18 protein-coding genes and 1 pseudogene are annotated in these 20,851 nt (G+C 37.9%); 17 read left to right on the top strand and 2 right to left on the bottom strand.

Going from position 1 to position 20,851, the window contains the following annotated elements; genetic code table 11:
- The first annotated feature begins 127 nt into the window (after positions 1-127).
- Positions 128-463 carry a hypothetical protein gene (locus tag ACTQX6_RS06970; protein WP_259295374.1) on the top strand — a complete coding sequence of 112 codons (336 nt, stop codon included), beginning with the start codon at positions 128-130 and terminating at the stop codon, positions 461-463.
- Positions 464-471: 8 nt separating this feature from the next.
- Entirely contained in the window at positions 472-978 is a 507-nt protein-coding gene (locus ACTQX6_RS06965) for a type II toxin-antitoxin system death-on-curing family toxin (RefSeq protein ID WP_259295375.1), read from the top strand.
- Positions 979-1,142: 164 nt separating this feature from the next.
- Here the strand turns inward: ACTQX6_RS06965 and ACTQX6_RS06960 are convergent, their stop codons facing one another.
- Positions 1,143-2,972: a heavy metal translocating P-type ATPase gene (locus tag ACTQX6_RS06960; protein WP_434313156.1), complete on the bottom strand. Its 1,830-nt coding sequence runs from the start codon at positions 2,970-2,972 to the stop codon at positions 1,143-1,145.
- A 295-nt stretch (positions 2,973-3,267) separates the two neighbouring features.
- Between ACTQX6_RS06960 and ACTQX6_RS06955 the strand changes: the two genes are divergently transcribed.
- The 3 genes and pseudogenes from ACTQX6_RS06955 to ACTQX6_RS06945 all read left to right on the top strand — a co-directional run bounded on the left by ACTQX6_RS06955 (position 3,268) and on the right by ACTQX6_RS06945 (position 4,913).
- The gene (locus tag ACTQX6_RS06955) at positions 3,268-4,176 is read left to right on the top strand and encodes a transposase (RefSeq protein WP_117447271.1); all 909 of its coding nucleotides are present in this window, start codon (positions 3,268-3,270) and stop codon (positions 4,174-4,176) included.
- A 2-nt stretch (positions 4,177-4,178) separates the two neighbouring features.
- Positions 4,179-4,568 (top strand): annotated as a pseudogene (locus ACTQX6_RS06950) (ISL3 family transposase); the annotation flags it as partial.
- Between the two features lie 126 nt (positions 4,569-4,694).
- Positions 4,695-4,913: a cation transporter gene (locus ACTQX6_RS06945; protein ID WP_117447078.1), complete on the top strand. Its 219-nt coding sequence runs from the start codon at positions 4,695-4,697 to the stop codon at positions 4,911-4,913.
- Positions 4,914-5,232: 319 nt separating this feature from the next.
- Here ACTQX6_RS06945 and ACTQX6_RS06940 read toward each other — a convergent pair whose 3' ends face one another.
- A complete protein-coding gene (locus tag ACTQX6_RS06940) occupies positions 5,233-5,856 on the bottom strand; it encodes a lactate utilization protein (RefSeq protein ID WP_117447079.1) in 624 nt (207 codons plus the stop codon).
- Positions 5,857-5,947: 91 nt separating this feature from the next.
- Here ACTQX6_RS06940 and ACTQX6_RS06935 point away from each other — a divergent pair, with 91 nt between their 5' ends.
- The 12 genes from ACTQX6_RS06935 to iadA all read left to right on the top strand — a co-directional run bounded on the left by ACTQX6_RS06935 (position 5,948) and on the right by iadA (position 20,624).
- On the top strand, positions 5,948-6,244 hold the full coding sequence (locus ACTQX6_RS06935) for a metal-sensing transcriptional repressor (RefSeq protein WP_117447080.1): 297 nt from the start codon (positions 5,948-5,950) through the stop codon (positions 6,242-6,244).
- 10 nt (positions 6,245-6,254) lie between these two features.
- Complete coding sequence (locus tag ACTQX6_RS06930; RefSeq protein ID WP_117447081.1) at positions 6,255-8,786, top strand: heavy metal translocating P-type ATPase; 2,532 nt, start codon at positions 6,255-6,257, stop codon at positions 8,784-8,786.
- Positions 8,787-9,244: 458 nt separating this feature from the next.
- The gene (locus ACTQX6_RS06925; RefSeq protein WP_294686947.1) at positions 9,245-10,615 is read left to right on the top strand and encodes an MATE family efflux transporter; all 1,371 of its coding nucleotides are present in this window, start codon (positions 9,245-9,247) and stop codon (positions 10,613-10,615) included.
- A 190-nt stretch (positions 10,616-10,805) separates the two neighbouring features.
- A complete protein-coding gene (locus ACTQX6_RS06920; RefSeq protein WP_117447083.1) occupies positions 10,806-13,514 on the top strand; it encodes a PRD domain-containing protein in 2,709 nt (902 codons plus the stop codon).
- On the top strand, positions 13,501-13,926 hold the full coding sequence (locus ACTQX6_RS06915) for a PTS sugar transporter subunit IIA (protein WP_167698424.1): 426 nt from the start codon (positions 13,501-13,503) through the stop codon (positions 13,924-13,926). Before ACTQX6_RS06920 ends, ACTQX6_RS06915 begins: the two co-directional genes overlap by 14 nt.
- Positions 13,927-13,945: 19 nt before the next feature.
- Positions 13,946-14,410 (top strand): PTS sugar transporter subunit IIB, encoded by a 465-nt coding sequence (locus ACTQX6_RS06910; RefSeq protein ID WP_117447085.1) that lies wholly within the window; start codon positions 13,946-13,948, stop codon positions 14,408-14,410.
- Positions 14,411-14,420: 10 nt separating this feature from the next.
- On the top strand, positions 14,421-15,197 hold the full coding sequence (locus ACTQX6_RS06905; RefSeq protein ID WP_195222990.1) for a PTS mannose/fructose/sorbose/N-acetylgalactosamine transporter subunit IIC: 777 nt from the start codon (positions 14,421-14,423) through the stop codon (positions 15,195-15,197).
- A gap of 20 nt (positions 15,198-15,217) precedes the next feature.
- Positions 15,218-16,057 (top strand): PTS system mannose/fructose/sorbose family transporter subunit IID, encoded by an 840-nt coding sequence (locus ACTQX6_RS06900; RefSeq protein ID WP_167698426.1) that lies wholly within the window; start codon positions 15,218-15,220, stop codon positions 16,055-16,057.
- 56 nt (positions 16,058-16,113) lie between these two features.
- Complete coding sequence (locus ACTQX6_RS06895; RefSeq protein WP_117447087.1) at positions 16,114-17,079, top strand: SIS domain-containing protein; 966 nt, start codon at positions 16,114-16,116, stop codon at positions 17,077-17,079.
- A 68-nt stretch (positions 17,080-17,147) separates the two neighbouring features.
- A complete protein-coding gene (locus tag ACTQX6_RS06890) occupies positions 17,148-17,783 on the top strand; it encodes an HAD family hydrolase (protein WP_272002561.1) in 636 nt (211 codons plus the stop codon).
- Positions 17,784-17,992: 209 nt separating this feature from the next.
- Positions 17,993-19,462: a 4-alpha-glucanotransferase gene (gene malQ / locus ACTQX6_RS06885; RefSeq protein ID WP_117447089.1), complete on the top strand. Its 1,470-nt coding sequence runs from the start codon at positions 17,993-17,995 to the stop codon at positions 19,460-19,462.
- Between the two features lie 31 nt (positions 19,463-19,493).
- Positions 19,494-20,624 (top strand): beta-aspartyl-peptidase, encoded by a 1,131-nt coding sequence (gene iadA / locus ACTQX6_RS06880; RefSeq protein WP_117447090.1) that lies wholly within the window; start codon positions 19,494-19,496, stop codon positions 20,622-20,624.
- Positions 20,625-20,851 lie beyond the last annotated feature (227 nt).

Genomic DNA, 20,851 nt, shown 5'->3' with positions numbered 1-20,851 from the left:
TTTCCATTAGATCATAGAGTGGTAAGGTTTTGTTTATGGACAAATTCTTGGTCTGCTCTATGAACACCAATTATGGAAAGTAATGTGCAAAATATACACATTGGGTATAAAAGATAGATTTTAAATCTTGGGGCATAAAGAGCATCAAAAAAATGTGGTTTTTAAAAATGGTGAATTGGAATTAGAGGTTAATGTAACGCCTGAAAAAGATACGGTATGGCTTACACAAGCTCAAATGTCAACATTGTTTGATACTGCCAGATTTTCTATTGCTTACCATATTAGTAATATTTTTAAAGAAGGAGAGCTAAATAAAGAGACTTCTGTCGAAATTTTCGACAGAAGTCTGAATAAGGCATCTCGTCCGCCGATGTACTATAATCTGGATGTGATTATATCGGTTGGTTATCGGTTAAATCGCAAAGAGGTATTGCCTTTAGAAAATGGGCAACATCCATTTTAAAGGATTATATGCTCAAAGGTTATGCCGTTAATAAAAAACGCTTAAAAGTTTTAAATAAAACTATAGAAATTCAATCGAGAATGTTAGCTACGGCATACGAACCTAATGAAAAAGAACTGTTGGATGTAATAGAAGCGTATCAAAATGCTTTATCCTTACTGGATGATTATGATCATGGATCCCTATCAAAACCGGAAGGAACCGATTTCATTTATCGTTTAACTTATGAAGAATGCCGAGAACTTATTGATAAGATGAAATTTGAATCAGATGTGTTTGGTGTGGAAAAAGAAAAAGGGAAGCTCAACGGTATCTTGGCTGCTGTCTATCAAAATATATTTGGGCAAGAGTTATATCCAAGTGTTGAAGAAAAGGCGTCTAATCTCTTATACTTCCTTATCAAAGATCATCCTTTTGCGGACGGCTGTAAACGCATCGGTGTTACGATCTTTTTAGAGTTCTTGAATAAGAATCATCATCTGATCATTGATGGCAAAACAAATCATATCTTGTAGCGATAACCTTAATGATTGCCGAATCAAGGCCGGAAGAAGAGGAAACTATGGTCAAATTAGTGATGAACTTTCTTGTGAAAAATTAGCAGTAATTTGTTTGGAAAAGATGTAAAAAAAGAACAGATACATATCATACAAGGTTACCTGTTCTTTATCCTATGTAGTTACAGCTTATTGACGAATAAAGCTCGTATTGCGTTTAATACGGCAATAACCATGACACCGACATCGGCAAAGATTGCGATCCACATATTCGTTAAACCTAACGCCCCTAATAGTAAGCAGATTAGTTTTACACCGATGGCAAATACAATGTTTTCATAAACGATGCGAAGACATTTTTTTGATATTTTGATAGCTTTTGGAATTTGCATAGGATCATCATCCATTAAGACGATATCCGCTGCTTCGATGGCCGCATCACTTCCCATGGCCCCCATGGCAATTCCAATGTCGGCTCTTGATAGAACGGGAGCATCGTTAATGCCATCCCCAACAAAGGCCAGTTTTGCGTGCTCTGGTTTGGACGATAAAAGCTCTTCTACTTTTTCTACTTTATCACCTGGTAAAAGGTTACTATAAACGGCATCTAATCCTAATTTTTGACCAATTGAATCGGCCACTTTTTTAATATCGCCAGTCAACATGACTAACTTTTCGATTCCACAGCTTTTTAAAGCCTGCATTGCCTTTAAAGAAGTTGGTTTTAACATATCAGAAATGACAACGTGTCCTGCGTATTGACCGTTGATGGCCATATGAAGGATCGTTCCGGTATGATGACATTCTTTATAAGGAATGTGGTATTTTTCCATAAGTCTTGTATTTCCGATCAAAATATCTTGTCCATCGACTTTGGCAACAATACCATGACCGCTGATTTCCTGAATATCTTTTACGCGGGAGCGGTCAATTTCATGGTGATAGGCGCGCTGTAGGCTTTTACTGATAGGATGCGAAGAGGCACTCTCTGCCAAAGCTGCAATCTCAATCAGCTTATCATTTTCAATTTGATTATGATGAATACCGCTGACTTCAAAAACGCCCTGTGTTAATGTACCGGTCTTGTCAAAGACAACGATTTTAGTTTTTGATAATGTTTCTAAATAATTGGAGCCTTTTACCAAAACACCGGCTTTACTGGCACCACCGATACCGGCAAAGAAACTTAAAGGAATGCTGATGACAAGGGCACATGGACAGCTGATTACAAGAAAGGTCAATGCACGATACATCCATACATGCCATTCTGGATCTAAATTCATGCCAAACATACGAACGATGGGTGGTAATATAGCCAAAGCTAAAGCACTGTAACAAACGGCTGGTGTATAAATACGGGCAAAACGGGAAATAAATGCTTCCGATCTAGACTTTCTGGAACTGGCATTTTCAACAAGGTCCAAAATCTTGGAAGCTGTGGATTCATCAAATTCTTTTGTCGTCTTAATTTTTAGAACACCACTCATGTTGATACATCCACTAATGATCGCATCTCCGGCTTTGATATCGCGAGGCAGACTTTCCCCTGTTAAAGCACTGGTATTTAAGCTGGAGTTTCCTTCTAGGACAATGCCATCGATCGGAACTTTTTCTCCCGGCTGTACAACGATCACGCTGCCGATTTCTACCTCATCCGGATCTACTTTTTCTAATGTCCCGTTATTTTCTATATTGGCATAATCCGGACGAATATCCATTAAATCACTGATGTTTCTTCGGCTTTTACCAACTGCATAACTTTGGAACAATTCACCGATCTGATAAAACAACATAACCGCAATCGCTTCGGTATAATCCCCGTTATCATAAATGGCAAGCGCTATGGCTCCCAAAGTCGCGACAGCCATCAAGAAGCATTCATCAAAAACCTGATGGTTTAAAATTCCTTTTCCGGCCTTAATCAAAATATCATAACCAACGATCAGATAAGGAATCATGTAGGCGATAAAACGATACCATCCTTCTATTTCTATAAAATGTAATCCAATCATAAAAGCAGCTGCTAATAGAATGCGAATCAACATCTTTTTCTGTTTCTTATTCATAAGGAAACCTCCAATCAATACAATAATTGAACAATTATTCAATTGTCACTTATACTATACATCATTCTAATAAAGAATCAAGCAAAATCTATTCTTTTTGGCTCTTCTGTACTAAATGTGGGTAGATCTTTATCAAAAGAATGAATATCGCTTTTATTCATCGTATAAAATAAGAATATTTGAATATAAGAAAACCATGTGGTATTTTTCTTAAGCGACCAAACCAGGAAAGGAATACCATATGGCACTTAAAAAATTACTAAAATCCATTCTCAATGTCAATTGTATCAAGATAATTAATGCAGAATTTGATCATGTTTCATCTTCTCTATATATTCGTGTTGAAATCACAAAAGGACAAAGATCCCGTTGTCCAGTCTGTGGCAGAAAGTGCAACGGATATGATTCTACTACTGAATACAGGTCTTGGAGAGCTTTGGATTTTGGAGCCTGTAGAGTATATATTCTTTCCCATGTGAATCGTGTTCAATGCCCTGTCCATGGAATCCATACCGAACAGGTTCCATGGGCTCACCATCATTCCGGTTTTACCAGGGAATCTGAACAGCAGGTCGCTTATCTGGCTTTGCATCTCAATCGTACAGAAGTATCGAAACTGATGCGTATCAATTGGCGTACTGTAGGTATGATTCTTTCACGTACAAAGGATCGTCTTGAACCGGACAGTTCCATACGATTCAAAAACTTGAGACGAATTGGTATTGATGAAACGAGTTATCGCAAAGGCCACAAATATATTATGGTTGTCATAGATCATGATACGAATCAAGTGATCTGGGTAGGCAAAGGCACGGGGAAAGAAGTGTTAAGTTCTTTCTTTGCCCTTTTGACACAGGAGCAGAGAGAATCTATTGAATTGACATCCGCTGATGGAGCCCGATGGATCCAAAGCTGTATTGAAGAATGGCTTCCAAACTGTGAAAGATGGATTGATGGATTTCATGTAGTTCAATGGGCAATCGAATGCATGGATGAACGGCGAAAAGAAGTATGGCGTGAAGCTAAGCAGAAAAAGAGAGGGAACCAAAAAGAGGAAGAGGACGTCCTAAAAAAGGAGAAGAAGCCAAGGCAACAACAAAATATGGGAAGAGCTATAAATATGCACTTGGCAAGAATCCTGAGAATCTAACAGAGCATCAACAATCCTGTTTAGATGAGATCAAAGAACTATATCCGAAGATGTTTCGAGGATATCAGTTAAAAGAAGGACTAAGAAAAGTGTTTCAGTGCAGGAAGGATACAATAGAGAAAGAATTAAAAGCCTGGTTGTCATGGGCATGTCGAAGCAAGCTGAAACAAATTGTAGAATTAAGCAAAAAGATACGGCGACATAAGGACGCGATCATTGCGACCGTAAGACATGGATTATCGAATGCGCGTATAGAATCCATCAATAACAAGATCAAAGTGTTGATACGAAAGTCATATGGATTCAGGAATATACAGAATCTTATCGATATGATCATGATCGTATGTTCCCGGTTATACTATGAAATCAAACTATCTTATGAGCTTAGATGATTTCTACCCACACTTAGTTCAGATGCTTCAAAAAAGATGATTTTTTACTTGCATAATTTTCTAAATAAGGTAAATTATAGTTATCAATTAAATAATTGCTCAATTAATAAACTAAAGGAGATTTTTATGAAAAAGACGTATAAGATTGATGTAGATTGCGCTAATTGCGCCAATAAGATGGAAGATGCAGCCAAGAAAACAGAAGGTGTTAAGGATGCGGTTGTGAACTTCATGACATTAAAAATGAAGGTAGAATTTGAAGAAAATTCAGATGTTTCCAGCGTTATGGAGCAGGTCTTAAAGAACTGTAAAAAAGTGGAATCGGATTGTGAGATATTTTTCTAGGTAGTATCGATAAGAAGTCATCAGCGATAGAGCGGATGGCTTTTTTGTATAACTCTTATAGATGAAGAAAAGTATTCTTTCGAACGTTAAAGAAACAACTTTTCTTTATTTTTATGGATCTTTTTTTCTTGGCATAATACTAATGAATAGAAACGATTATGGCAGCCATAATGATGGATGAATATAAGAATAATATACTATAGTTATTTTAAGTTAGTCTAATTTGATCCTATAAAGAGTTTATGAATATTAAGTACAAAAAAATGAAAGAAGCTATAACACTGGAAACCAATTAATTGTTATAGCTTCTTTGATGGAATTAATATCCCAGTTCTTCGCCTACAAGAATTACAGAAATTCTGCCAGCCTGCCCACTTCTTCGGGTCACCAAAACTTGATTACAGATGCAGTCAGGAGCCAGGCAATCCATGCATCGACCAACTTTGGCACAAGGTGTATCTTTATGAAGTCTTGTGGTATTTGGCGGTGTTGCCATATTCCGAACACGCTTGATGCCACTTTCAATATCTGGTACCACCTTATTCATACCGGCAATGATCAATACATGCTCCGGTCCATAACATAGATAACAAATGCGGTTGGCCCGTCCATCGATATTGATCAATTCTCCATCTAAAGTAATCGCATTGGTGCTCATTAAAAAGTAATCAGCAAGAAATATCTTAGAAGCCTGTTCTTTTGGATCGCCCTGTGTTCGATCGATGGCGTTATAATCGCCCTGTTTGATCGCATCCAAAAGTCCAATTTCATTCAAAGTCATGGAGCCACCCCAGCCAATAGAACTTTTAGCCGGCATCAGTTGTAATGCTTTTTGTAAAGCTTCTTCTTTTGTGGCGCAATAGTAGCCCTGCATATTACGCTTATTTAGATTTTTGATAATGGTTTGGGCCGTATTTTGAAAAGACAGTTGTTTAGGATTCATGATCGTACCTCCCTGTATTGTTATTATAGCGCATCATCTCACTTGATATATACCCTATGTAGGTATATAATTCTAACGAAAGGTGATGAATATGACAGAAAATACAGAACATAAAAAACATACACCGCGTCCGCAGGCGGAAGTAAAAATGTTAAAAAATCGTCTGCATCGTATGATAGGGCAACTGACAGGTATTGAAAAAATGTTAGATGAAGGACGCTACTGTGGAGATATTTTGATTCAGGTTTCGGCATTGGAGAGTGCCTTACAGTCTTTAGGCTATTTGATCCTTCATGATCATCTGGAAACTTGTGTGCGGGAAAAGGCAAAAGAAGAAGATCCGGAGGTCATGGAAGAAGTCATGATGTTAGTTAAAAAATTGAAATAGAGGGATGTCGATGAAAAAACAGTTTGATGTAACAGGAATGACATGTTCAGCTTGCCAGGCCAATGTCACAAGGGCCGTTTCCAGGCTGGATGGTGTAGAAAAAGTAGATGTTTCTTTATTATCAAATTCGATGCGAGTGGAATATGATGAAGCCAAGACCAGCGCGGCATCGATTTGTGATGCGGTAGAGCATGCCGGATATGTGGCAAGAGAAAAAGGAACAAAGAAAGAAGATGCTTCATTTCAGGAAGAATGGGATCAAAAAAGAGCAGATGCGAAAAAAGAACAAGATGCTTCGTTTCATCGACTTTTGGTTTCAATTCTTTTATTGATCCCCTTGATGTTGATTGCGATGGGACCAATGTTGGGACTGCCTATTTTGGCCGGTGAAGAAAATGCGATGATCTCCGGCTTGAGTCAGGTGTTAATTTCTATGTTGATCTTATGCATTCAAAGACATTTCTTCATTCATGGTTTTAAGTCTTTGTTTCATAAGGCACCGAATATGGACAGCTTGGTCGCCATTGGTTCCGGGGCCAGCTTTGTGTATGGATTATACGCTTTATATCGTATGGCTTATGGATTTGGACATAGTGATATGATGATGGTACATCATTCCATGCATGCGTTGTATTTTGAGTCGGCTGCCATGATCGTTACGTTAGTAAGTGTAGGAAAATATTTGGAATCTCGATCAAAGCGAAAAACGGGCGATGCGTTGGATAAGTTGATGGATCTAAGTCCAAAAAATGCATGTGTGATTCGTGATGGCAAAGAAAAGATGATCTTAGCCAGTGAACTGATGCCACATGATCATGTTGTGATTCGTCCGGGAGATCGAGTTCCGGCAGATGGTACGATTCTTTCCGGTAATGGAGTCTTGGATCAAAGTGCTATCACCGGAGAAAGTGTACCGGTGGATAAAGAAGTTGGAGATACAGTTATATCAGCCACTTTGAATCAGAATGGTTCTTTTATCTTTGAAGCAACTAAGGTCAGACAAGATACGACATTGGCACAAATCATTAAGCTGGTGGATGAAGCCGGAAATTCCAAAGCACCGATTGCTCGTGTGGCGGATAAAGTTAGTGGTATCTTTGTTCCCATCGTGATTGGTATTGCGATCGTCACAGGAATCGTATGGATTATTGCGGGCCAAAGCTTTGAATTTGCTTTATCTAATGCGGTAGCCGTTCTAGTAATCAGTTGTCCATGTGCTCTGGGGTTGGCAACACCGGTTGCCATTATGGTATCGACCGGGAAAGCGGCAGAGTATGGTATTTTGATCAAAAATGCAGCAGCTTTGGAAAATATGGCTCATATGGATACGATCGTATTAGATAAGACCGGGACAATTACCAGCGGAAAGCCTAGTGTGCAAGAAGTCGTGACCGATTTGGATCAAAGGCAGTTTCTAGCTTTAGCAGCCAGTTTGGAAGTAGGCAGCGGACATCCTTTGGCCAAAGCTGTAGTCGACTATGCCCAGGAAAATAAAGTTGATTTACTGCCGGTTGATCAGTTTGAATCGATCAGTGGCAAAGGAATCAAAGGTGTGGTACAGGAAAAACATCTATTGGCCGGCAACTATAAATTCTGTAAGGAACAAGATGTTGTGTTTACAGATGAAATCGTACATGCGATTGAAGAAGCCGCCGGTAAGGGCTGGACACCATTGATCTTTGTACAGGAGCAAAAGGTGATTGGTTGGATCAATGTAGCCGATACGATCAAGGAAACAAGTAAGGCCGCCATTCAAGCATTTAAAGAAAAAGGAATGCATGTGGTGATGTTGACGGGTGATAATCAGAAAACAGCCCGGACAATTGCCAAAGAGCTGTTGGTGGATGAAGTGATTAGTGATGTATTGCCAACCGATAAGGAAAATGTCATTCGCACCTTACAAAGCCAGGGGCGCAAGGTCATCATGGTTGGTGATGGTATTAACGATGCACCGGCATTGATGCGGGCAGATATCGGTATTGCGATCGGTAATGGTACGGATATTGCGATTGATAGTGCTGATGTCGTATTGATGAAAAGCTCTTTACTGGATGTCAATACAGCTATCGATTTAAGCAGAAAAACGATTCGAAATATTCACATGAATCTGTTCTGGGCATTTTTCTATAATGCGTTAGGAATCCCATTAGCTGCCGGTATTTTCTATCCGTTCTTTGGATGGCTTTTATCGCCGATGATCGGAAGTGCGGCCATGTCGCTCAGCTCTGTTTGTGTATGTACCAATGCCTTACGTTTACGTTGGTTTAAACCAGAAATTGTAATGGAAATTCAAGAAACAAAACAACAAGAAAAGAAAGTAGAGGAAGAAAAAATGACAAAAACAATGAAAATTGAAGGAATGATGTGCCAACATTGTGTGGCTCATGTAAAAAAAGCTTTGGAGGATGTAACCGGGGTTACTAAAGCGGATGTAGATTTGGAGAGTGGATCGGCTAAGATCGAAATGGAAACCGATGTAAAAGAGGACATTCTGAAAAAAGCGATTGAAGATGCAGGATATACACCTGTATCAGTAGAGTAGAAATGATAAAGAGAATCTTCTTGACTTGCTCGAGCAAGATTCTTTTTTTATGTTTTTTCATGATTCTTGAGAATCAAATTGAATGTAAAGTTCGTTTATTTAAGTTTATGATTTAAGCAATATCAAATATAAAAATTTAACAGGTGATTCTGTGATAGAATTGACCTGTTTTTTTTGTTGGAATTAAGACATATCCGATTCTATATTCATCTTTTGTCGCATAGATTTACTATTTACAGCTAATTTTATGGTTCTCCTATTGGATTTTGCATTCAATGACAAATTTGTCAGGTCTTTCTACAATAGGTATGACTCAAATTTTAGTGTTCTTTTGCGTCTTAAAAAGAAGGTAAAATCCATGTTTACTGTGCAAACCTGAAGATGAGTGTTCAGGACATAGACACTGCATTTTTCCAAGTGAAACTCTCTATATAATCGCGTTGAAAGCGAGGTGTCTTATGCGAACAACATCTTTCAAATTGAGTCGGTTTATTGGCCCTGTTTCTTTTTATAAATATGCCTTCTCTTTGGCAATTCCATTAGGAATAACCAATCTGCTGGCAATCTCTATGGGTGCTTTAGATACTTTAATGATTTCCTGGATTCATCAAGTGAGTGCTGTTGGAACAGCCACGCAAATTGAGGTGATTGCCTTAAATGTAGTTTGGGCCTGTGCGGCAGGGACCGGTATTTATGCTATTCAGTTTTTTGGTGCCGGCGATTATAAAAACTTAAAACGTTGTTTTGGTTTAAGTATAAGCTGTGCCGCTTTTGTAGGGATATTGACGTATGGTGTCATTACTTTCTTTTCTGCCTCTATTTTACACTTCTATATACAAAATGATGAGGTGATATGGAATGGATGCCAATATTTGCGAATTGCGAAGTATGCTTATATTTTGATGAGTTTTCAACTCTCTTTTTCTGTGATCTATCGGAACCTGGGGAAGCCTTTTTATCCTTTTGTGATCGGAATGATTACTTTTTTAATGAAAATGCTTTGGAATGTTCTTTTGATTTTTGGCTATGCTGGTTTTCCTAAACTGGGGATCATCGGAGCACCTTTGGCCTCTTGTATAGCGCACAGTATTGCGTTGGCGGTCAATATTATTTTGGCTTATAAGACCAAACAACCGTTTGTGGGAAAAATCCGAGAAATGTTTTCTTATGATCTATCGTTTATTCGAAGGATCTTACCTAGAATCCGACCTTTATTGTTGAATGAGATTTTATTTGGATTTGGCAATACATTGTTTGTCAAAGCTTTTGGTTTTTTAGGTATAGAGGCGATGAACGCCTACTATATCGGCGCGAAGATCGGAGACTTGTTTTTTGCGGTGGCGAATGGTTTTTCTGACTCTATATCTTCCATTATTGGGATTTCTTTAGGACAAGGAAAACTAAAAGAAGCCGGGCAACAAAGCATGTATTTGATTTCTATGGCGATTGGACTTTGTTTGGGCGCCGTGATCTTGATTACATGTTTTTCACCTTTCCTTGTTTCTTTGTTTGAAGTGCAGAGCGCATCTGTGCTGAATAATGCGATATGGATCGTCCGTATTTTTGCCTTACGAATAGGCATGCGCTTTTTTATCGTAATCATTTTTGGTACGTTGCGTACCGGAGGAGATACCAAAGCCTTGATGTTTCTGGACAGTGGTTTGATGTATATGGTGGGACTTTCTATCGCTTTTGGCAGTATCTTGGTATTTCATGTTCAAAGCATCGTTCTTGTATTTCTATTATGTCAAACAGAGTATGTATTGCGCATTTTATTTGGAATGATGCGGTATCGAAAAGGTCTTAGGAAGACAAATTTAGTCAGTTGAAGAAGAGACAATAATTTGTAGAAGAGCTAACAATTGAACACAAAGTGTTTAAAAAATAAGAAATTTGTTTAAAAAGTTGGAATCATAAAGAATTAAGCGTTTGTATTGTTGAAACTTTTTACACTGTAAATATGAACTCGTACTTTTGCATACACTATAGTCGTAAGCAGAAAGCTGGAAAGGAGGGCACATGAATCGGAGCACAAAAGACTTGATCGATGACTATCTGTATTCGATAACAGCTACACAAGATTTTAGCAATAATCAACCGTTTACAGCAGCTGCCATTAGTGCCCAGCTTCATGTAAGTCGCAGCCTTGCCAGCAAATATCTTAATGAATTGGCTAAGGAAGGAAAGGTTATCAAAGTCAGTTCGCGACCTGTTTATTTCTTTCATCGTAAAAAGATGGAAGAAAAATATACAAGCAAATTTCAGGAAGAAGATTTTTACGATTTAGAAGAAGTAAAGCAGTTTGTCAAAGACCATTATCAGCAAAGCAAAGGCTTTGAGAACATTGTTGGATATGATCTATCTTTGGCAAAAACGATAAAGCGCTTTAGCGAAGCCTTTGAATATCCGCCATGCGGACTTCCCATTTTGTTGTATGGACAGAGGGGAACGGGGAAAAGTCTTCTAACTGATACGATCATCAAAAATGCGATTCAAAAAGGAAAGGTATCTTCACATGCGAAAGTGATGCGATTTGAAGTATCGGACACCAATAGTGATGAAATACAGTGTGAATTAAAACAAACACTGCAAAAAGAATATAGGCTCGATCAGGCAGAAGAGATGATCTTAGTGTTTAGACATGCACAGTATCTAAGTGAATCATTACAAGAATATATTGGTAGTCTTTTAAAAGAAATGCGTGATTATCAACAAGTTCGTTTACGAAATCGCATCCTACGCATTATTTTACTGGCGGAAAAAGAAATGACATCCTGGATGAGCGAGTCTTTGATGAAATATATCGTTTTATCTCTATATTGCTCATCTTTTCAGGAAAAGAGCGTGGAAGAAAAAGAAGAGCTGGTGATGCGATTTATTCAAAGCGAAGCACAAAAAATTGATGGCAAAGTAAGTCTTTCTGTTATGGCATTAAGAGCTTTGATCAATGGAGAATACAAACAAAATGCCAGAACTCTGCAGTCTTATATCAAGATCATGTTTGCCAGTGCAATCAAGCGAGGAAACAAGGAACAATTACAGATTCAAATCGTGGATCTACCGGAAGAACTGTTAAAAACATTACCGGTCACCGCACAGGAAAATGGCGGTTATTTGAATTTAGATACCTATCATAGAAATAGTAAAATTGAATACATTTTGAACTATTTTGATCAAATTATACATGTTTTCGATACTAAGGATGACATTGAAAAAGTCATGGAAAATGCCAAGAAAAACATTGATTTATTAAATGATCATCTATCGTATAAACAAAAAATTTTAGGAAGTGAAGTTAAAAACATTGAAGTTTTGGTATCGAATCTTTTAGAGCTTTTATCCAGACATCGATATGTGAATTTGCCGGGAAACTTCAGTACGGTGATTTCACGCATCTTATATTTAGAAGAGTTGTATGCTTCATCGGTAGAAAAATGGAATGAGAAAAACCAGAAAACGATGGATGCGATTTATGCCCTGTTACAAGATGAAGTTACGTATGCAGCCATGACCGTGGATGAAATCAGACACCTGTTGCAGACCAACTTGGAAAGAAAGGTTTCTACATTCCTCTGGATCTATATGGTGATTTACATCAATTATTACAATGCGGAGCTTCCAAAGCGGAAAGCGTTAGGGATTATCCTATGTCATGGCTATTCAACAGCTACTTCAATTGCTGATGCGACCAATACGATGTTACAAAGCTATGTATTTGATGCCTTAGATATGCCATTGGATGTCACCCAGGAAGAAATTCGAGAAGAATTGATTCGCCATTTGGGAAGGATGAATAAAGGAATGGATGTCATCGTTATGGTGGATATGGGATCTTTAGAAATCTTAGGCAAAGATGTTGCATCCTCTTTACAGTGTAATATCGGTGTTATCAATAATGTGTCCACTGCATTAGCTCTAAATGTAGGTTCACTGATCCTGCAGGAAGAAAACATAGAGAAAATTCTGGAGAAAGCCAGTGCTTCATCGCAGGCAAAGTTCACGGCTTTCAAGAAACAACGAAAAGATACCATTCTCTTTGTCAGTGAAAGTGGCTTACATATGGCACAAAGAATGAGAGATTTTTTTGAAAACAGCTTGCCGACTACTCTGGCTTTGAATTTGGAAGTATGTGATTTTGGAGAAATGATAGCACAAGGTAAGAATCATGAAGTTTTCAATAATAAAAATATTTTGTTTATTACCGGAACCGCGAATCCGCATGTGAATGAAGAAGTATTTATCTCCCTGGAAGGAATTATATCGGGCAGCAATACACAAATTATTACGCAGATTCTTAAGGACTATATGGATCCGGATCAAATCGATACGTTTTTAAATAATATTCGAAAGTCTTTTACTTTGCAAAATGTGGTAGGTCATCTAACGATATTAAACCCGAAAATCTTGCTGGACGATGTAACAAGTGCGATCGATCGACTGCAGGACTTATTAGGATATCAATTTAATGGACGATCCTTGACCGGAATTTATATCCACGTATGTTGCTTAATGGAAAGATTGGTGACAAAAACACAAATTGAACAGTATGACAATTTAGATTTATTTGAGAAAAACAACAAATCATTTATCAAATGCGTCAACGAATCATTTAGAGATATCTTAAAACGATATAATGTACAACTGCCTGTGAGTGAGATTGCGTATTTAGCCGATTTTATGGTTTATGGAGAACGGAAGAAAGAGGTACAGACCAATGAAAAAAAATAAAAAGATTCTGATTGCATCACATGGAAGTCTCGCAAAAGGGATGTTGAGTTCCTTAAACATTATTATAGGAAAAGTCGATAATATTGAGACTTTATGCGGATATTTAGATGCCGATTTTAATTTAGAGCATTCGATTGAAACCATCATGAAGGCACAGGACTTTGATAAAGAAGAATTGATCGTCTGTACGGATATGGTAGGTGGGAGCGTTAATAATGGATTTATTAAGTTTTTAGGAAAATATCCATTTTATTTAGTATCCAATGTAAATCTGCCATTCTTGATTGATCTGATTCTTAGTTTGGATTCATTCCAGGACAATACTTTGGAAACAAAGGTGAAGGAGGATGTGTTTGGTGTGAAATACATCAATCCAATGCTTCAGGAATGGACAAACTTAGAGGATGTATAGAGGAAAGGAGGAGAGAGCTATGATCAAAGCTGTAAGGGTCGATCATCGGTTGGTACATGGACAGGTTGCCTTTACATGGACTCATTTTTTGGCGGCTACACGAATCATTGTAATTGATGATGCCGCGGCTAGTGATGAGTTCCAGAAGATGGCACTGAACATGTCAAAGCCAGCGGCATGTAAGCTCAATATTTTTTCGGTAGAAAAAGCATTGGAAAAAATGCCGAAAGTAGAAGCTTTAAATGATGAGATCTTTATTGTATTTGGCTGTGTCAAAGATGCCGCAAGATTTATTGAAGGCTATCCGAAAGTAAAAGAAATCAATTTTGGAGGCATTGCCAAAAAAGAAGGATCGAAACAGTTTAGTGAAGTTGTTTATTTAGATGATCAGGAAATTGCTTATGCGAAAAGAATAATGGAATGTGGTACACAGATCATCATGCAGCAGCTGCCATCGACAAAGAAAGAAAAGTTAATTTTATAAGGAGACTATCATGTTATTTCAATCTATAATAGTGGGTCTGATTGCCGTATTCGCAAAGTTAGACTCCAGAATGTTAGGTCGTTTGAATTTTGAAAGACCGCTTATTACTTGTACATTGGTTGGTTTATTTTTAGGTGATTTGAAAACCGGATTATCCGTAGGTGCCTATATGGAAATGATCAGTCTTGGCTTTATGTCTGTAGGTGCTTCCGGCTTTGATATGAACATGGGATCGATTGCAGCGTGTGCTCTTGTTATCATGACAGGAACCAATGTAGAAAATGCGTTGACGATTGCGACTCCAATGACATTATTGATCATCTTGATCGAAAATTTAGCAAGCATTCTACGAATTAGTATGACACATATGTGTGATAACTATGTAGAAAAAGGGGAATTTAAAAAGGCATGTCAGGTTCATATTTTCTGGGGACCCCTATTGTACTTTGTCTGTGCTTTTATTCCGGTATTTGTGGCCGTGTATTTTGGAGAAGGACTGATTAATTCCATTCTTGCGATATTACCAGATTTCGTATTAAAGGGTATTTCATTAGGTGCCAACATTGTTGCCTTCTTTGGTTTTGCCATGTTGCTTTCTGTTATGGTGAATCGTAAAAATATTATTTACTATTTCATCGGATTCGCCATTGCGGCTTACTCTGGATTAAGTCTGACCGCCATTTCCATTATCTCTATTTTAGTAGCCGTACTTTTGTATTCATTAAAGTATGGGGATTCTCCGTTGACTTCATTGGCTGGAGCACCGGTCGATGAACTGGATGATTAACGTGTAAGGAGGCAAGAATTATGTCAAAAAAAGGATTAGAAGCACAAAGAAACTATCCGTTAAATAAAAAAGTGAGTGAGTATTTCTGGGGCGGATGGTGTATGCAGGCTTTATGGAATTATGAACGTCAAATGAATACAGCATTTATGTGGGGTATGCATAAGACCTTAGATCGATTGTATCCAGACAAAGAAGAAATCGAAAAGAAGAAAGAGCGTTATAACGCTTCATTGGAATTCTTCAACATTACACCACAGTTAGGCGCTTTTGTATTAGGGTTAGCCGGTGCTATGGAAGAAGAATATGCGGAAAATCCAGATACATTTGATCCAAAGATGATCACATCGATCAAAACAGCACTCATGGGACCTCTATCCGGTATTGGAGATTCCTTGTTTCAAGGAACGATTCGAATCATTGCCATGAGTATCGGTATTTCTTTAGCACAGCAGGGATCTATTTTAGGACCAATCATCGCCATGTTGATTTCTATCGCAACTAGTTTCCCGATTACTTGGTATGGAGCCAAGCTGGGTTATACAAAAGGTAAAGAATTTATTCAACAAATCGCCAAAAGTAATTTGTTTGACAAGGTGATGTATGGTTGCTCCGTGGCTGGTTTAATGGTAATCGGAGGAATGACGGCATCTTTAGTCAACATCACAACACCTTTACAGTATGGAGATACATTAGTTGTACAAAATCTATTAGATGGAATTTTGCCTAAAATGATTCCATTAGCTCTAACATTTTTAATGTACAAGATCGTCAAAAAAGGAATTCACCCGATTTGGATCGTGCTGATTTGTTTTATCGCAGGAATCGCTTTGAATTATTTTGGAATTTTAGCTGTAGCATAAGGATTTCACTTAAGTCATTAAGTAAATCATAGAAAAGAACATAAGGAGGGATAAAAATGTTCGACATTAAAAAGATGATTGAAGAAATCACAGAAAAAAAGGAGATCAAAAACATTAGTTTTACAGGTGTAGGAGGTTCGCTGGCTTGTTATTATGCGGCAAACTATTATCTGCAAAGAGAGGCCAAACATTTAACGACAAGCTTCGTTTCATCCAATGAATTTGTACATGATACACCGGCCTGTGTCACGGAAAACTCTATTGTTGTTATCGCATCCAGAGGTGGAAACACAAAGGAAACGGTAGAAGCAGGAAGAGTAGCCAAGAAATTAGGGGCCACGGTTGTTGGCTTGACACACGAAGAAGGTGTTAATGGTATTTCCACTGTTTCCGATTACACAATTGTATTTGAAGATGGAGAAGGTGTTCCTTTTGAAGTTGGTAAATCGGCATATATCATGAAGATTGCCTATGAACTTTTATACAAATTGGAAAAGAATGACAAATACGAAGCTATGGTACAAGCTATGGCTAAAATGAATGACATCATTCCCAAAGCGCAAAAAGACATCATTCCGGAAGCTATCCAATTCTCCATCAACTATAAAGATGATAATGTGATTTACACACTAGGCAGCGGAACCGCCTGGTCAGCTGCTCAACAACAGACGATCTGTATCTTTATGGAAATGCAGTGGATCAATGCGGCTGTGATCCATTCCGGAGAATTCTTCCATGGACCATTTGAAATTACTGATCCGGATACCGCATTCTTATTGTTAAAATCATCCGGAAAGACAAAAACATTAGATGAAAGAGCTATTCAATTCTTGTCACAATATAATCATCATTTAACGGTTATTGACCCAGAAAAATACGGATTGAACGAATTGAATGAAGTGAGCGGTTACTTTGATTATGATTTCCATACCGCCATGTTATCTGTCTTTAATAAGCTATTAGCTGATATGAGAAATCATCCACTTAGTAAACGTAAATACATGTGGAAGTATAATTATTAAGATTTTAATGACTAAATCAATGAATGAGTCGCCCAAAAGGCGACTCATTTTAAAGGAACGAGGAAAAGATGAACAAGATAAAAGGAATAATATTTGATATGGACGGTGTTTTAATTGACAGCGAAAAAGAATATTTAAAGCTTTTTCAAGGTTTTTTAAAGGAACAAGGAAAAGTATATGAATTAGAAGAACTACGATGTCTGGCGGGTGCTTCCGGAACACTGACTGATGATTATTTATATGAAATGTTACAGATCCCCAAGGAAATAACACGAAAAAGATTAAATCGTTACTTTGATGAAAATATGGTGGATTTTAAAAAGATCTTTCGTAAAGAAGCGCTGGATGTTCTAAACTATTTACAACAAAAACAAATAAAATTGGCATTGGCAAGCTCATCATCCAGAAAACATATTGAAGAAGTTTTGAAGACGTGTCAGATCGATTCATTTTTTGAAATCGTAGTCAGCGGTAAAGAATTTAAACAATCCAAACCAAACCCGGAGATTTATGAATTTACTGTACGTCAAATGGGTATTTCCAAACAAGATCTTTTGGTCATAGAAGATTCAACCTATGGAATATTAGCCGCCAAACGAGCGGGATTATGTGTTATCGCATTAAAAGATCCAGTATTAAAATTTGATGTCTCAAAAGCGGATTACACCATCGATTCTTTATCAGAAATCATGAATTTTATCTAGTGTATACATATAAGAACAGGTAAGTACAAGCTCACTTTTTGTCATTCTTTGACTTATTTATTTACAAATTTATAAATATGTAAATAAATAAACTATATTTATATTATGTAAATATACATAGCTGTACAAAGTTAAAAAAAGCCTGTTTTTCTTACCCCAAAATGGCTTATAATGTGTTAGAATTGACGTATTGAAAGGGGTTACAAAATATGGACAGAAAGGCAGGCCTTCTATGTCCGTTGTTTTCTGTGCCGGGAAATCAGGGCATTGGAGACTTTGGGGCAAAGACATTAAAAATGATTGATAGTATCGTGGAAGCTGGATATAAGATATGGCAGATGTTGCCGTTACAGGTGACGGGATTTACGCATTCACCATATCAGACACTTTCCAGTTTTGCCGGCGATCCTATCTATATCAACATTGACCGTTTGAGTGAGTGGGGACTTTTGACCCAAAGCTCAGTGATCAATTGTAATAAGTTTAAAAATTTTGTGGATTATCCACAAGTAAAAGAATTTAAAGAAAAATATTTTGAACGTGCCTACAAAGCCTTTAAGAAAAATATAGATTTGTTTCAAAGTGAATATGATTTGTTCTTAAAAGAAGCCTTTTGGCTGGATGACTGGGTAACTTACCAATTATTTCATGAACTTCATGAGGGAGCTTCCTGGAATGAATGGGATGAAGAATACCGCAATTTCTTAGAGGAACATGATATTGATCTGGAAGATTATCAAGATCAAATGGACTATTATCGCTTTTTACAGTTTGTCTTTTATAAACAATTTCAGGAAGTTGTTGACTATGCCCATCAAAAAGGATTAGAGATCATGGGAGATATTCCTTTTTATGTCGATTATGACAGTGCCGATGTATGGGGCAATAAGGAGTATTTTTTGTTGGATAAAGATGGCAAGCCGGAATTTGTGGCAGGTTGTCCACCGGATTATTTCAGCGAGACAGGGCAACGATGGGGTATGCCAATCTATGATTTCGAGGCACAGGAAAAAGATGGCTTTAAATTCTGGTGTGACAGAGTTCGATGGACTGCTCGATACTTTGATAAAGTACGAATCGATCATTTCCGTGCTTTTGATACATATTGGAAGATCCCGGCTTCCTGTCCGACGGCGATTGAAGGAGAATGGGTGCTGGGGCCGGCCCAAAAGCTTTTGGATGCGATCAAAAAGGCATGTCCAAATGTAGAATTGATTGCCGAGGATCTGGGCATTATTCGAAAAGAAGTGACCGAGCTGGCTGAAGCCAATCATATTCCGGGTATGGAAGTTTTGTTGTTTAAAATGGAATCCAAGCTATTAAGAAAACCATTGCCAAAGCATAAGGTCGTTTATACCGGAACGCATGATAATGGAACGATCATGGAAGAATATGGAAAATATGATTCGAATCGCCGCATCAGTTTACGCCGCTTCTTTAAGAAAAGAGGCTATACGGAACGGGCGTTTTATGATATTGTTTGTCATTATGCGCTGGATACAAAAGCAGATCTTGCGATCTTACCGATTTGGGATATTTGCGGCTATAAAGAAGAAGCCAGAATCAACCTTCCGGGAACGGTCAGTGATCATAACTGGACATGGAAACTAAAAGATTTTAAGACATTTCCACAGGAGCTTTTAAAAACAAAGCCATGGATCATCGATGCAGGTCGCTAGATCTGTGTCTTTTTTATGAAAGGATGTTCGTATGTTACAAATTAAAAATGCACATGTATATGCACCACAAGATAAAGGCATTCAGGATGTATGGATCGCCGGTGGAAAAATTGAAGCGGTAAGTAAGACTCTACCGATCATAGATGGTATAGATTGTATCGATGCGACCGGTAAAATACTAACGCCCGGACTGATCGATCGTCATGTACATATCACCGGAGGCGGTGGTGAAGGTGGCTTTTGTACACAGGCACCGGCAGTGACGGCATCCTGTTTGATTCACGGTGGATTAACGACAGTCGTTGGCCTTTTAGGAACCGATGGGATCACACGAAGTGTCCAGAATCTAGTTGCCAAGGCAAAGGGCTTAAAGGATCAGGGGATATCTGTCTATTGTATGACAGGTGCTTACGGATATCCCAGCACTACGATTACAGATTCGGTTCAAAAAGATATTGTATTTATTGAAGAGATCATCGGTTGTAAGCTGGCCTTATCCGATCATCGATCCAGTCATGTTACATCAGAGAAATTGATGCATCTGGCAAGTGATGTTCGCGTGGCGGGCATGTTGTCAAAAAAAGCCGGGATTTTGACACTGCATTTAGGCGATGAGAAACAAGGCTTACATATGGTAATGGATATTCTGGATCAAACAGATATTCCTATTAAGACATTTCAACCGACGCATGTCAATCGTAATCTCGCCTTACTACAACAAGCCATCGGTTTTGCGAAAAGAGGGGGAACGATCGATATCACTTGCGATTCTACAGAAGGTGTATATCAGGCATTGATGAAAATCAAGGAAGAAGGTGTCTGTATGGATCAGGTGACTTTGAGTTCTGATGGCCAGGGCAGCTGGTCAAAATATGATGCCCGGGGAAATCTTTTACAAATCGGCGTATCGGATGTCGATACGATATATAAACAGATCGTCTATCTGGTCAAACAGAAAAACTGGTCCATGGAGGATGCCTTGGCGTTAGGATGTCGTAATGTTGCCAAAGCATTAGAGCTTTATCCACAAAAAGGCGTGATTCAAAAGGGAAGTGATGCCGATCTTCTGTTGTGGGATAAAGATTTAAACTTAGATACAGTAATTGCACAAGGCAATATTTTGATGAAAAATGGAAAATTATTGACCAAAGAGATGTTTTAGATTAATTGTTAGAGGAAACTAATCTTTTTGTTGTTCAAACAACGTGATTTATATTCTAGTTCTCCTATAATATGAATAAGAATACAAGGAGAATATTTATGGACAAGAAAATTGATCGCTTAACCTTCAATTTGTTGATATGACATAAATAGTGTCGAATCAGACAGTATTTTATAAGTACAGAGAAACGAGGTACTTATATGTTGATGAATACTAGTTCTGATTTT

Origin of the sequence: Faecalicoccus sp. LCP19S3_E2 (assembly GCF_052121255.1) — a bacterium.
GTDB lineage: Bacteria > Bacillota_I > Bacilli_A > Erysipelotrichales > Erysipelotrichaceae > Faecalicoccus.
This window is presented reverse-complemented; position numbering and strand designations above follow the sequence as displayed.

Excerpts from the sequence above, each read along its gene's own strand:
- ACTQX6_RS06905 (WP_195222990.1), top strand. The coding sequence starts at position 14,421 with ATGTTATTTCAATCTATAATAGTGGGTCTGATTGCCGTATTCGCAAAG.
- ACTQX6_RS06925 (WP_294686947.1), top strand. The coding sequence starts at position 9,245 with ATGCGAACAACATCTTTCAAATTGAGTCGGTTTATTGGCCCTGTTTCT.
- ACTQX6_RS06900 (WP_167698426.1), top strand. The coding sequence starts at position 15,218 with ATGTCAAAAAAAGGATTAGAAGCACAAAGAAACTATCCGTTAAATAAA.
- ACTQX6_RS06890 (WP_272002561.1), top strand. The coding sequence starts at position 17,148 with ATGAACAAGATAAAAGGAATAATATTTGATATGGACGGTGTTTTAATT.
- ACTQX6_RS06955 (WP_117447271.1), top strand. The coding sequence starts at position 3,268 with ATGGCACTTAAAAAATTACTAAAATCCATTCTCAATGTCAATTGTATC.
- ACTQX6_RS06920 (WP_117447083.1), top strand. The coding sequence starts at position 10,806 with ATGAATCGGAGCACAAAAGACTTGATCGATGACTATCTGTATTCGATA.
- ACTQX6_RS06960 (WP_434313156.1), bottom strand. The coding sequence starts at position 2,972 with ATGATTGGATTACATTTTATAGAAATAGAAGGATGGTATCGTTTTATC.
- malQ (WP_117447089.1), top strand. The coding sequence starts at position 17,993 with ATGGACAGAAAGGCAGGCCTTCTATGTCCGTTGTTTTCTGTGCCGGGA.
- ACTQX6_RS06935 (WP_117447080.1), top strand. The coding sequence starts at position 5,948 with ATGACAGAAAATACAGAACATAAAAAACATACACCGCGTCCGCAGGCG.
- iadA (WP_117447090.1), top strand. The coding sequence starts at position 19,494 with ATGTTACAAATTAAAAATGCACATGTATATGCACCACAAGATAAAGGC.
- ACTQX6_RS06915 (WP_167698424.1), top strand. The coding sequence starts at position 13,501 with ATGAAAAAAAATAAAAAGATTCTGATTGCATCACATGGAAGTCTCGCA.
- ACTQX6_RS06940 (WP_117447079.1), bottom strand. The coding sequence starts at position 5,856 with ATGAATCCTAAACAACTGTCTTTTCAAAATACGGCCCAAACCATTATC.
- ACTQX6_RS06965 (WP_259295375.1), top strand. The coding sequence starts at position 472 with ATGCTCAAAGGTTATGCCGTTAATAAAAAACGCTTAAAAGTTTTAAAT.
- ACTQX6_RS06910 (WP_117447085.1), top strand. The coding sequence starts at position 13,946 with ATGATCAAAGCTGTAAGGGTCGATCATCGGTTGGTACATGGACAGGTT.
- ACTQX6_RS06945 (WP_117447078.1), top strand. The coding sequence starts at position 4,695 with ATGAAAAAGACGTATAAGATTGATGTAGATTGCGCTAATTGCGCCAAT.
- ACTQX6_RS06930 (WP_117447081.1), top strand. The coding sequence starts at position 6,255 with ATGAAAAAACAGTTTGATGTAACAGGAATGACATGTTCAGCTTGCCAG.
- ACTQX6_RS06895 (WP_117447087.1), top strand. The coding sequence starts at position 16,114 with ATGTTCGACATTAAAAAGATGATTGAAGAAATCACAGAAAAAAAGGAG.